This window comes from Bradyrhizobium sp. Arg816, assembly GCF_029989365.1.
Classification (GTDB): Bacteria; Pseudomonadota; Alphaproteobacteria; order Rhizobiales; family Xanthobacteraceae; genus Bradyrhizobium.
The window spans coordinates 207644-219828 of sequence record NZ_JAPRAQ010000008.1 but is presented as its reverse complement, the minus strand read 5'-3'; the positions used below and the strand labels follow the sequence as shown (position 1 = coordinate 219828).

Here is a 12185-nt window from a genome sequence, read left to right as displayed (position 1 = left end):
ATTCCTAGGAACGGGGCATCACCATGCCTGTCTACACAGTTCATGCTCCCTCCCCTGCCGGAGCCGATCTGCGCGCGACCGACAAGTTCGTGTTCGTGCGCGATGGTTTTCATTTCTGGGCGATGATCTTCGGCCCGTTCTGGCTGCTCTGGAACAGGCTCTGGCTGGCGCTGATCGGCTGGGTGATTTTCCTGGCTGCCTTCGATGCAGGGCTGCATAGCCTCGGCGTTGGCCGCAGCTCGATCTTCCTGGCCAATATGATCGTCGCGGTGCTGATGGGTTTCGAGGCCTCGAGCCTGCGCCGCTGGACACTGTCGCGCGGCAAGTGGCGCCAGCTCGACGTCGTCATCTCGGATGACGAGGACACCGCCGAGCGGCGTTTCTTCGAGCGCTGGAGCCTGAAGCAGCGCGGCATCGTCAACGATCAATGGGCCGTCGATCGCGGCGGCCCGCCGCCAACCCCCAACGTGCCGGGTCAGCAATTCTCAAATCCGCCACCGCTGCCGTCGGGCGGCATCATTGGATTGTTTCCAGAACCGGGAGGGTCAAGATGAGCGTCGCCATCATCGATTACGGTTCAGGCAATCTGCATTCCGCCGCCAAGGCGTTCGAGCGCGCCGCGCGCAGCCTGGAGATCCCACAAAAGGTCTTCGTCACCAGCGATCCGGATCAGGCCTACGGCGCCGACCGTCTGGTGCTGCCCGGTGTCGGCGCCTTTGCCGATTGCCGGCGCGGGCTCGATGCCGTCAACGGCATGGTCGAGGCGATCACCGAAGCGGTGCGCGTCAAGGCGCGGCCCTTCTTTGGTATTTGCGTCGGCATGCAGCTGATGGCGAGCCGCGGCAAGGAACATGTCACGACGGACGGCCTGAACTGGATCGGCGGCGACGTCGAGAAGATCACGCCGCGCGACGAGAGCCTGAAGATCCCGCACATGGGCTGGAACACGCTCGACATGCTGCGCGAGCATCCGGTGCTGGACAGGCTGCCGCTCGGCCCCAGGGGGCAGCACGCCTATTTCGTGCACTCCTACCACCTCAACGCTGCCAACGAGGCGGACGTGCTCGCGCGCGCCGATTACGGCGGACCGGTCACCGCGATCGTCGCGAAGGACACCGCCATCGGCACCCAATTCCACCCCGAGAAAAGCCAGCGTTTCGGCTTGGCCCTGATCTCGAACTTTTTGCGATGGAAACCGTGATTCTCTTTCCCGCGATCGACCTCAAGAACGGCCAGTGCGTGCGCCTCGAGCAAGGCGACATGGCGCGCGCGACCGTGTTCAACCTCAATCCCGCGGCGCAGGCGCAGAGCTTTGTCGAACAGGGTTTTGAGTATCTCCACGTCGTCGATCTTGACGGCGCCTTTGCCGGCAAGCCGGTGAATGCGCAAGCGGTCGAGGCGATGCTCAAGACGATCAAGATCCCGGTGCAGCTCGGCGGCGGCATTCGCGATCTCGCGACCGTCGAAGCCTGGCTCGACAAGGGCATCACCCGCGTCATCATCGGCACCGCCGCGGTGCGCGACCCTGAATTGGTGAAGGCGGCTGCAAGGAAATTCCCCGGCCGCGTCGCGGTCGGGCTCGATGCCCGTGACGGCAAGGTCGCTGTCGAAGGCTGGGCCGAGACCTCGCAGGTAACGGTGCTGGAGATCGCGAAGCGTTTCGAGGATGCCGGCGTCGCCGCCATCATCTTCACCGACATCGCGCGCGACGGCCTGCTCAAGGGTCTCAACCTCGATGCGACCATCGCGCTGGCAGATGCGATCTCGATTCCCGTGATCGCCTCCGGCGGCCTCGCCTCGATCGAGGACGTCAAGGCGATGCTGACGCCGCGTGCCAAGAAGCTCGCCGGCGCGATCGCCGGCCGCGCGCTTTACGACGGCCGGCTCGATCCCACCGCCGCCCTCACCTTGATCCGCAACGCGCGCGCCGCCTAGGAGCTGACACATGTTCAAGGTGCGCGTGATCCCCTGCCTCGACGTCAAGGACGGCCGGGTCGTCAAGGGTGTCAACTTCGTCGACCTGCGCGATGCCGGCGATCCCGTTGAAGCCGCGATCGCCTATGACGCCGCCGGTGCCGACGAGCTCACCTTCCTCGACATCACCGCGACCCACGAGAACCGCGGCATCATGCTGGACGTGGTCCGGCGTACGGCGGAGGCCTGCTTCATGCCCGTGACCGTCGGTGGCGGCGTGCGCAAGGTTGACGACATCAAGACGCTCCTGCGCGCCGGCGCCGACAAGGTCTCGATCAACAGCGCCGCGGTGTCGCGGCGCGAGTTCGTCAAGGAAGCCGCCGAAAAATTCGGCGAGCAGTGCGTGGTGGTCGCGATCGACGCCAAGCGGGTCAAGCGTGCGGGCGGCGACCGCTGGGAGATCTTCACCCATGGCGGGCGCAACTCGACCGGCATCGATGCCATCGAATATGCGCAGGAAGTGGTCTCGCTCGGCGCTGGTGAAATCCTGCTCACCTCCATGGATCGCGACGGCACCCGGCAGGGCTTCGACATCCCGCTGACCCGGGCGATCGCCGACAGCGTTCCCGTTCCCGTGATCGCCTCCGGCGGCGTCGGCAATCTCGATCATCTCGTCGACGGTATCCGCGACGGCCACGCCACGGCTGTGCTGGCCGCCTCGATCTTCCATTTCGGGGAATTCACCATCCGCGAAGCCAAGGAGCACATGGCCCGGCGCGGACTGGCCATGCGCCTCGATGCCTGACGACTCCCGTTCATAAAAATGCTACATAGGCCTGCGGGGAATGGCCTCCGTGGCCTTGTGTGTTTTCGAGTAATTCCGATGTCGCGTTTCACGATCCACGATCTGGCCGACACCATCGACGCCCGCGCGGCGGCCGGCGGCGAGGCGTCCTATACCCGCAAGCTCCTGGACAAGGGCGCCGAGCATTGCGCCAAGAAGTTCGGCGAGGAGGCAGTCGAAACCGTAATCGCAGCAGTCGAAAACGATCGCGCGCATCTGATCGCTGAAAGCGCCGACCTGCTCTATCACTTCCTTGTGCTGCTCAAGGCCCGCGGCGTAAAGCTGGAGGAGGTCGAGGCCGCGCTGGACAAGCGGACGAATATGTCCGGATTGGAAGAAAAGGCGTCCCGCAAGGGTTAGTAGATCCCAACGGAAAGGTCGCGTCATGGATATCCGCGCACCCGAGCAGCAATATAATCCGTACCGCGTCTATACGCGCGAGCAGTGGTCGCGACTGCGCGACGACACGCCGATGACGCTGGAGCCCGGCGAGTTCGACCGGCTGCGCTCACTGCACGATCGCCTGGACTTGCAAGAGGTCGAGGACATCTACCTGCCGCTGTCGCGCCTCCTGTCGATCTATGTCGATGCGATGCAGCGCCTGTATTACGCGGAGCGCCAGTTCCTCAACATCCGCGACCGCAAGATGCCCTACATCATCGGCGTCGCCGGTTCGGTCGCGGTCGGAAAATCGACCACGGCCCGCGTGCTTCAGGCACTGCTGGCGCGCTGGTCGCCGCGTCCGAAGGTCGAACTGATCACCACCGACGGATTTCTGTATCCCAACGCCGTGCTGGAGCGGCAGGGCATCATGCAGAAGAAGGGTTTTCCGGAGAGCTACGACCTGCCGCTGCTGCTCAGCTTTCTCTCCGACATCAAGGCCGGCCGCCGCCACGTGCGCGCGCCGGTCTATTCGCATCTGACCTACGACATCGTGCCGAACCAATGGGCCGAGATCGACCAGCCCGACATCCTGATCGTCGAGGGCGTCAACGTGCTGCAGACCGGCAAGCTGCCGCGCGACGGCAAGGCGGTGCCCGTCGTCTCCGACTTCTTCGACTTCTCGGTTTATATCGACGCCGACGAGGCGGCGCTGCGGCAATGGTACATCAAGCGCTTCCTGGCGCTGCGTGACACCGCGTTCACCAATCCAAAATCCTACTTCAACCGCTACGCGCTGTTGTCGGACGAGGAAGCCACCGCCACCGCGATCGCGATCTGGGAACGTACCAACCTCGCCAATCTCGAGGACAACATCCTGCCGACCCGCCCCCGTGCGACGCTGATCCTGAAGAAGGGCGCCGACCACACGGTGGCGAGCGTCGCGCTGCGACGGCTGTAAGCCGCGGTGCCGTAGGGTGGGCAAAGGCGCGAAGCGCCGTGCCCACCATCCATCGGCACTATCGGACATGATGGTGGGCACGCTGCGCTTTGCCCACCCTACGGCAGCGTCGATCGTCGCTACACCGCCAGATGCCGCGCCGCCGCCAGCCCGGCCAACGCCTCGTCCAGCTTGTCGCGGTCGAGCGGCTTGATCAGAAACCCGTTCATGCCCGCCTCGAAACAGGCATAGCGATCCTCCACCAGCGTATTGGCGGTGAGCGCGAGGATCGGCGTGTGGTGGCCGCCTTTGGCGGCCTCATGCGTGCGGATGCGTTTCGTCGCCTCGATGCCGTCGAGCTGCGGCATCTGGATGTCCATCAGCACGAGATCGTAGGGCGTGCCGGCGGATGACGCCGCGAGCCAGGATTCCAGCGCCGCCTCGCCATGAACGGCGATGACGACGCGGTGGCCGAGCTTGGTCAGCAGCGAGCGCATCAGCAGCGCGTTGATCTCGTTGTCCTCGGCGACGAGGATCGACAGGCCCGTTGGCGTGACGACGCCGGCGGGGGAGGCAGCCGGCGGCTCGGGCGCCAGTTCGGGCGAGGCGACCTCCGGCGTCAGCGCGAGACGTGCCGCGAGCGAAGCCGCACGCACCGGCTTGATCAGAAAGCCGGTGAAGGAAGCTGGAAATTTCTCGTGGCGCGAGCTCGACGTCAGCAGCACCAGCCGCTGTGCCGTATGCTTGCGCGCGGCCTCGCCGAGACGGTCGGCGATGGCGGCGCCGATCGCACGATCGACCAGCACCGCATGCCATGAGCGTTCCGGCAGCAGCGCCTCTGCGACGGCGCCATCCGAGACCAGGCAGGTCTGGCCGCCCCAGCGCTCGAGCCGCCGCGCGATCAGCGAGGCCTCGATGCCGTCGGCGATCAGGAGGATCGACTTGCCGGTGAGATCAGGGCTTGGGAACGCCGTCTGTCCCGCGCCGGATTGCGATGGTGCAAGCGGGATCGCGACCTCGAAGGTCGAGCCTTTGCCCGGCTCGCTCTCCAGGGTGATGCGGCCGCCCATGCGCTTGACGATGCGTTCGCTGATGGCAAGGCCGAGCCCGGTGCCGCCATAGGTGCGTGCGACGCGCTCGTCGGCCTGCTCGAACTCGCGGAAGATGCGCGTCCGCGCCTCGGGTGCGATGCCGATGCCGGTGTCGCGCACCAGAAAACTGATCTCGTTCGGCCAGATGCCGGGTTCGACGATCAGCGCGACGCCACCGCTCGCGGTGAACTTGATGGCGTTGCCCGCGAGGTTGAGCAGCACCTGGCGCAACCGGGCGACATCGCCGACGACCTCGAGCGGCAGGCGCTCGTCGACATAGGCGGCGATCTCGAGCATCTTTGCCTGCGCGCGCGGCGCGAGCAGCTCGGTGATTTCCTCGATCATGGTCGAGAGCGCGAACGGGCGCTGGTCGAGATCGAGCTTGCCGGCCTCGATCTTGGAATAGTCGAGCAGTTCCTCGATCAGCGCCATCAAGGCTTCGCCCGAGGTTTTCACCGCCCTGGCATAGGTCGTCTGCTCCGGCGTCAGCGTGGTGTCGAGCAACAGGCCGCCCATGCCGATGATGCCGTTGAGCGGCGTGCGGATCTCATGCGAGGCCATCGCCAGGAAGCGCGACTTGGCGCGGTTGGCGGCATCGGCCTGGTCGCGCGCGTCCGACAGCGCACGCTCGGTCTCGGTGCGGTCGGTGACGTCGCGTCCGACGCTCTGCAGTTCGGCGGGCTGACCGGCATCGAGACGGACATAGCCCTCGCGCCAGGCGATCCAGCGCGCGCCGTGCGGGGTGGTGATCCTCTGGTCGTGAATGCGCGTGCCGTTGCTTTCGCGGGCGCTGTCGCCCTGCTCGAGGACGTCGAAATCGAAACGCGTGCCGACCAGCGCGCCGCGCGCCTGTCCCGCGAGCGCGCAATAGGCGTCGTTGGCGAAGGTGATGCGGCTCTGGTGGTCGCGCAGCACGATCAGGTCACCCTGCTGTTCGAACAGGCTGCGCGCGCGCTCTTCCGCCTCCTTCAGTTCCCAATTGCGGTCGATCAGCGTCTCGTTGTGGGCGGCCAGCTTACGCATCCGCTTGTTGACGAAGCGCAGCCGCATGCTGAGCGTGGCGAGGCCGAGGCAGGCGAGCGCGAACAGGAAGCTTGCTCCAACCGCAAACGTATTGGGGTCGTAGCCGGAGTTCTCGGAGCGGCTGCCGGAAACGAAGCCATAGGCGCCGCCGAACGTTGCCGAGAAGATCATGAAGGAGCGGATCGCGAAAGCGATGCGGGGATGCTGTCGCCTGAAGCGGCGCATGCGCACCTTGATCCGGAACGTCCGATCCATCGCCATCGACCCCGACTCTTGCTCCGAAACCCCGCGCCGCCAATTGCGACGATGTCTCGCCGACCTTGCGAACAGCTTGAGGCCTCGGTTCGGCCTCCAAACAGGGTTGATGAGGTGTTAACGCCTCAGAGCGAGGCAGCGTGGAGCGGGAGCGGGCGGTGGCCGCCATTGGCACCGACGATCAGCGCCGCGGCCTCGCGCTGCGAAAACGTTTTCGAGCGGACATAGATGCGGTAATCGGCCGGTCCGTCGGTGGAGAGATAAATCACCGGGCCGCCGTCGACCGGCTCCGCGGCAATCGTGACAAGGCGGTTCGCCGGATTGGTCTGGCAGGAGTCCGGTTCAAAGCTCAGACCGTCGTCCACGACCGCGAAGTCCGCCGCGTCCGGATCGTCGGTGATCTGAACCCGCACCGTGGCCCGCGACAGATCGTCGGTGAAGGCGACATGGACGCCGGCCGTCCAGAACAGGGATGTCAGCTCGACTGAAGTATCGCCCAGCGCGATGCAGGGATGCGAGACCGATCCGATCTCGCCGCGGGCGAACACCGCGGCCGCCAGCAGGGGAACAACCGAGGCCAGGATCTTGAAACGCAACATGACACGCTACTCGCCCGGCCCTGTGTGGGGAACGCTTGGGCCTTATGGTTTGCAGAGCGTAAAGGAAACTCGTTACCGCCGGGTTGATGCGCGGAATGATCAGGCCATCTGCCGCACATCCTCCGCGAGTGCGCGGTAGGACAGCGCCTCGGCGAGATGCAGCCGGCCGATCTTGTCGGCGCCGTCGAGATCGGCGAGCGTGCGGGCCACCCGCAGCACGCGGTGATAGCCGCGCGCCGACAGCCGCATGGTCTCGGCGGCGTCGCGCAGCAATTTGGCGCCTTGCGCATCCGGCTTGGCGACGTCTTCCAACACCGAGGCTGGCGCCTCGGCATTGGTGCGAACATGCGGCAGGCCCGCATCCGCGTAGCGCGCGAGCTGGATGTCGCGCGCGGCTGCCACGCGCGCGGCGACTTCCGCCGAGCCCTCGGCCGGCGGAGGCAGGATCAGATCCGCTGCGGTCACCGCGGGAACCTCGATGCGCAAATCGATGCGGTCCATCAGCGGACCGGAGATGCGCGCCTGGTAGTCGCCGGTGCAGCGATCGATGCGGCCGCGCTTGCAGGCATAGCCGGGCTCGAACGCATGGCCGCAGCGGCACGGATTCATCGCCGCGACCAGCATGAAGCGCGCGGGATAAGTCACGCGATGATTGGCGCGGGAGACGGAGACCTCGCCGTTCTCCAGCGGCTGGCGCAGCGAATCCAGCACGCGCGGATCGAATTCGGGCAGCTCGTCGAGGAACAGCACGCCCTGATGCGCGAGCGAGATCTCGCCGGGTTTTGCGCGCATGCCGCCGCCGGTGAGCGCGGCCATGCTGGCGGAGTGATGCGGTGAACGGAACGGCCGCCGCGCGGTCAGCGCACCGCCCTGGATCTCGCCGGCAACGGAGGCGATCATGGAGACTTCGAGCAATTCGCCCGGCGACAGCGGCGGCAGGATCGAGGGCAGGCGTGCCGCCAGCATCGACTTGCCGGCACCGGGTGCGCCGATCATGAGCAGGTGATGTCCGCCGGCGGCCGCGATCTCCAGCGCGCGCTTGGCGCTCTCCTGGCCCTTGATGTCGCGCAGGTCGAGCGGGGAGGCGGCGACCTCGTGCACGCGCGGCGTGGGCCGCGACAGCACCTGCGTGCCCTTGAAATGGTTGGCGATCTGGATCAGCGATTGGGCCGCGATGATCTGGATGTCCGGGCTCGCCCACGCCGCCTCCGAGCCGCAGGCTGCCGGGCAGATCAAGCCTTCCTCGCGCACATTGGCGCCGATCGCGGCGGGAAGCACGCCGGCCACCGGCGCGATCGAGCCGTCGAGACCGAGCTCGCCGAGAACGGTAAAACCGGTCAGCGCATCCGGCGGGATCGCGCCGATTGCGGCCATCAGCCCGAGCGCGATCGGCAGGTCGTAATGGCTGCCCTCCTTGGGCAGGTCGGCGGGCGCGAGATTGACGATGATCCGCCGCGCCGGCAGCGCCAGCCCCGAGGCAATCAGCGCCGAGCGGACGCGCTCACGTGCCTCCGACACCGCCTTGTCGGGCAGGCCGACGATGGCAAAGGCCGGCAGGCCGGGCGCGACCTGCACCTGCACGTCGACCGCGCGGGCCTCGATCCCCTCAAAGGCGACGGTAGAAACCCGCTGAACCATGCCCGAACCAGCCTGCCCTCTCGCACAATTAGGGGTAGCAGAGCCCGATCTTTCTTGCAAGAACAATACAAGAACATCCCTGAGGGCCAGGAAAACCCTAACCGGTCGTAAACATCACGCCGACACTACGCCTCGAATGCGAGCGGCTCTCATCAGCACATCCCAACGAATGTTCGCTACTCCTAGAGCTGCGGGATGGGCCGTGATCTAACGGGTGAACAATTCAAATGCTTGCAAATCGCCGCAGAAGCGAACGACGGGTATGCACTCGGCTCGCCAAGATTCACTTTGGCGCGGGATCGCTGCCGCGAGACTGCACGATCACGGATATCTCGGATGGCGGGGTGAAAGTGGTGGCGGAGTTTCTGGAAGTGCCGCCGCAATTCACCATCATCTTCGCGCCCGATTATTCCCGCCAATGCCGCCTGCGCTGGCGCATCGGCTGCGAATTCGGCGCCGAGTTCACCGATTGAGCCGGACCGGCCGGGTTCCTTAACTGGACTTTAGCGTTAATCGGTAAGCATCGCTGATCAGTCGCCGAGTGATCAGAGTATGCCCAAGCGTTCGTCCCTTGCCTCTCCGCCGGCGAGATTCCTGCTTTCCGCGCTCGTGATGCTTGCCCTCGGCGGCTGCCAGACCACGAGTCTGGAGGACATCACCGGCGCGCTCGGCGGCAAGTCGGAAACCGCTGGCAGGGCCGATCCGAAGCCGGACATGGACGCGCTTCGCGAGCGCTATCGCGCCAAGCCTTCCGATCCCAACGTCGCGCTCGACTATGGCACGGCGCTGCGCGAGACCGGCCAGCGCGCCCAGGCCGTTGCGGTGATGGAGCAGGCCGTGCTCGCCCATCCCAGCAACAAGGCGCTGCTCGCCGGCTACGGCCGCGCGCTCGCCGACAGCGGCAATTTCCAGCAGGCTTTCGATGTGCTCAGCCGCGCACATACGCCCGAGGATCCGGATTGGCGCATCCTGTCGGCGCAAGGCGCGGCGCTCGATCAGCTCGGTCGCAACGAAGAGGCGCAGCAATATTATGCGGCAGCGCTGAAGATTGTGCCCGAAGAGCCGCAGGTTCTGTCCAATCTCGGCCTGTCCTACATGCTCCAGAACAATCTGCCGCGGGCCGAGGAAACGCTGCGCCGCGCCTATGAGCGCAATCGCGCCGATTCCCGCGTGCGCGCCAATCTGGCGCTCGTCGTGGGACTGCAGGGAAAGCAGGCCGAGGCCGAGACCATCGTGAAGGCCGACCTGCCGCCGGATCAGGCCGCAGCAAAGGTCACGGCGCTGCGGCAGTTGCTGGCGAAGAAGCAGCAGCGGGCGGACAAATAGCCCGCTCTCTCTTAGGACCTTATGGGATGAAACTCGCCTAGCGCCTCGTCGGATGTGCGTTCCCTCCCCCGCAAGGGGGGAGGGAACGGAGACAACACCGCTGTTTCGCTTACGACACCTTGCGATGCGGGGCTGACCCGCGACCCGCCCTGCCCTTGAGCTTCTTCAGGAGCGGTCCGAGCAGCGAGCGCTTCGGCTTCTTCACCTCGCCACGCCCGGCGAGGCGGTTCGCCATGTTCTGGAACAGAAGGGTGGTGCGGTGGTTCTTGGAGACCTCCGCGATCATCTGGCCGTTGTTGGCCGCGGTCGAGAACAGTTTCGAGTCGAACGGGATCGCCGCGATCGGCTGGCTCTCCATGGTCTTGGCGAACGCCTTGACGTCGATCTCCGCGCGCTTGTGCATGCCGACTTGGTTGATGCAGTACAGCGGCGGACGGTCGTTGGGCCGTGCCGCCTTGAGCACGCTCAGCATGTTCCTGGTGTTGCGCAGATTGGCCAGATCGGGCTCGGCCACGATCACGATGTCGTCGGCATTGACGAGCGCGCGGCGCGTCCAGCCCGACCATTGGTGGGGAACGTCGAGCACGATGCAGGGCGTGGTCATGCGCAGCGTATCGAAGATCGCATCAAAAGCTTCGGCGCCGAAATCGTAGACGCGGTCGAGCGTCGCGGGCGCAGCGAGGAGACTGAGGCGCTCGGTGCATTTGGCGAGCAGGCGCTCCATCAGCGCCGTGTCCGGCCGGTCCTGCGAGAGCACCGCGTTGGCGATGCCCTGCGCCGGGTCCTGGTTGTAGTCGAGGCCGGCGGTGCCGAAGGCGAGGTCGAGATCGATCACGACAGAATCGAGCGCGAGGTCGCGCGCGATAGTCCAGGCCACGTTGTGCGCGACCGTGGACGCACCGACGCCGCCCTTGGCGCCGACCACCGCGATGACGCGGCCGGTGATGATGGCTTCCGAGGCCGAGAACAGGCTGCAGATCGAGCGGACGACGTCGAGGGTTTCGACCGGTCCCACCACGTAGTCGTTGACGCCGCGGCGGACCAGCTCGCGATAGGGCGCGGTGTCGTTGGGGTTGCCGATCACGACCACCCGGGTGCCGGGATCGCAGACGCCGGCGAGATCGTCGAGGCCCTCGAGGATATCGCGTGTGCCGTCGGATTCGATCACGATGACGTTCGGCGTCGGCATCGTGTCATAGACTTCGATGGCCGCGGCAAGGCCGCCGCCCTTGGCGGTGAGATGCGCCTTGGCGAGACGGCGATCCTGCCCGGCGGCGGTGATCGCGGCGAGCGTCTGCTCGGTCTCGCAAAAGGCCTGCACCGAGATGCGAGGAACCGGCGCAATGTGGTCCTCGGGGTGCCGCGGGTCGTCCGCTTCTTCGTCGTCGTGAAAACTTGTCATTTGCCGGTGTCGCTGAGTTTGGCCTTTTCGGCCTCGGGATACATGGTCGTGGTCGCCATGCCCTTGCGGTAGCGCTCGAAGGCGATCTCGCGCCGTGCAGTGTAGGCGGGCGTCTCCGCCCGCGGCTGCTCGAGGTCGGCGGGGTTGTCGATCATGGCCGCGAGGTTGCGCTGGCTGGCGCAGCCCAGATTGAAGTACGGCCGGTTCTCGTTGTAGCCGGGGTCGAGGATGTTCGGACCGACGTCTTCCGGCCACAGCCCGCAGGGGCCGGCGACCGCGGCGATCTTCGAATAGCTCAGGCGGATGGTCGGCAGCAGGCCGGGATCCTCGGGGCGATAGGGATGCTGGACGATGGCGCGCGACGGCACGCCGCCGGATGCGAGCACCGACCGGATTTCGTGATAGGTCGCCGCCGCGGCGCGTGAATTCGCAGCGTCGCTCGGCACGTCGACGACCACTGAACCGGTGCCTTCGCGCACCCAGTCCCTGGCAATGCCCGCGACGTCCGCGTGCTGCGCGGTGGAGAGGCCCCCGCGCGCCTTGCCGACGAAGATCACGATCGACTTCTTGGCTTCCTGCACCGCGATCGGGTGGCGCTGGCGATAGTCGGTCGGCACCGTCTGGGTGACGATGTCCCCGGTGGTGTTGCAGGCGCCGAGCATGACGGAAAGCCCCGTCAGCGCCAGCGCGATCCGCAGGTTGCGACGTCGATCGGCGATCGTCTTCGTCATCGCTTTGTCCCCTCTTGCCCCGTTTCTTGCCCCGGTCCCCA

General features: G+C 66.1%; 13 protein-coding genes. 8 read left to right on the top strand and 5 right to left on the bottom strand.

Annotated features, from left to right (window positions below):
• Nucleotides 1-23 precede the first annotated feature (23 nt).
• The 6 genes from OWC48_RS21455 to coaA all read left to right on the top strand — a co-directional run bounded on the left by OWC48_RS21455 (nucleotide 24) and on the right by coaA (nucleotide 4100).
• Nucleotides 24-554 (top strand): DUF2628 domain-containing protein, encoded by a 531-nt coding sequence (locus OWC48_RS21455; protein ID WP_282521735.1) that lies wholly within the window; start codon nucleotides 24-26, stop codon nucleotides 552-554.
• Nucleotides 551-1201, top strand: coding sequence for an imidazole glycerol phosphate synthase subunit HisH (hisH, locus tag OWC48_RS21450; protein WP_282521734.1), 651 nt, complete (start codon nucleotides 551-553; stop codon nucleotides 1199-1201). The genes OWC48_RS21455 and hisH overlap by 4 nt, the downstream gene beginning before the upstream one ends.
• Entirely contained in the window at nucleotides 1198-1935 is a 738-nt protein-coding gene (hisA, locus tag OWC48_RS21445) for a 1-(5-phosphoribosyl)-5-[(5-phosphoribosylamino)methylideneamino]imidazole-4-carboxamide isomerase (protein ID WP_282521838.1), read from the top strand. Before hisH ends, hisA begins: the two co-directional genes overlap by 4 nt.
• A 10-nt stretch (nucleotides 1936-1945) precedes the next feature.
• The gene (gene hisF, locus OWC48_RS21440; protein WP_282521733.1) at nucleotides 1946-2719 is read left to right on the top strand and encodes an imidazole glycerol phosphate synthase subunit HisF; all 774 of its coding nucleotides are present in this window, start codon (nucleotides 1946-1948) and stop codon (nucleotides 2717-2719) included.
• Between the two features lie 78 nt (nucleotides 2720-2797).
• A complete protein-coding gene (locus OWC48_RS21435; RefSeq protein ID WP_028150153.1) occupies nucleotides 2798-3118 on the top strand; it encodes a phosphoribosyl-ATP diphosphatase in 321 nt (106 codons plus the stop codon).
• A gap of 25 nt (nucleotides 3119-3143) precedes the next feature.
• Nucleotides 3144-4100 (top strand): type I pantothenate kinase, encoded by a 957-nt coding sequence (gene coaA / locus OWC48_RS21430; protein ID WP_028150152.1) that lies wholly within the window; start codon nucleotides 3144-3146, stop codon nucleotides 4098-4100.
• A gap of 119 nt (nucleotides 4101-4219) precedes the next feature.
• On the opposite strand, the gene OWC48_RS21425 is transcribed toward coaA, so the two are convergent.
• From OWC48_RS21425 to OWC48_RS21415, 3 genes are all read right to left on the bottom strand, one after another.
• Nucleotides 4220-6454, bottom strand: a complete 2235-nt coding sequence (locus tag OWC48_RS21425) for an ATP-binding protein (protein ID WP_282521732.1) — start codon at nucleotides 6452-6454, stop codon at nucleotides 4220-4222.
• Nucleotides 6455-6573: 119 nt separating this feature from the next.
• The gene (locus tag OWC48_RS21420; RefSeq protein WP_282521731.1) at nucleotides 6574-7047 is read right to left on the bottom strand and encodes a hypothetical protein; all 474 of its coding nucleotides are present in this window, start codon (nucleotides 7045-7047) and stop codon (nucleotides 6574-6576) included.
• Between the two features lie 99 nt (nucleotides 7048-7146).
• Nucleotides 7147-8685 carry a YifB family Mg chelatase-like AAA ATPase gene (locus OWC48_RS21415; protein WP_282521730.1) on the bottom strand — a complete coding sequence of 513 codons (1539 nt, stop codon included), beginning with the start codon at nucleotides 8683-8685 and terminating at the stop codon, nucleotides 7147-7149.
• A 227-nt stretch (nucleotides 8686-8912) separates the two neighbouring features.
• Between OWC48_RS21415 and OWC48_RS21410 the strand changes: the two genes are divergently transcribed.
• Together OWC48_RS21410 and OWC48_RS21405 are read left to right on the top strand one after the other, a co-directional pair.
• Nucleotides 8913-9158: a PilZ domain-containing protein gene (locus tag OWC48_RS21410; protein ID WP_027534981.1), complete on the top strand. Its 246-nt coding sequence runs from the start codon at nucleotides 8913-8915 to the stop codon at nucleotides 9156-9158.
• A gap of 79 nt (nucleotides 9159-9237) precedes the next feature.
• The gene (locus tag OWC48_RS21405) at nucleotides 9238-10011 is read left to right on the top strand and encodes a tetratricopeptide repeat protein (protein ID WP_282521729.1); all 774 of its coding nucleotides are present in this window, start codon (nucleotides 9238-9240) and stop codon (nucleotides 10009-10011) included.
• Nucleotides 10012-10120: 109 nt separating this feature from the next.
• Here OWC48_RS21405 and OWC48_RS21400 read toward each other — a convergent pair whose 3' ends face one another.
• Together OWC48_RS21400 and OWC48_RS21395 are read right to left on the bottom strand one after the other, a co-directional pair.
• Nucleotides 10121-11413, bottom strand: coding sequence for an AAA family ATPase (locus tag OWC48_RS21400; RefSeq protein WP_282521728.1), 1293 nt, complete (start codon nucleotides 11411-11413; stop codon nucleotides 10121-10123).
• Nucleotides 11410-12144, bottom strand: coding sequence for a CpaD family pilus assembly protein (locus OWC48_RS21395; protein ID WP_063980257.1), 735 nt, complete (start codon nucleotides 12142-12144; stop codon nucleotides 11410-11412). The genes OWC48_RS21400 and OWC48_RS21395 overlap by 4 nt, the downstream gene beginning before the upstream one ends.
• Nucleotides 12145-12185: the final 41 nt, after the last annotated feature.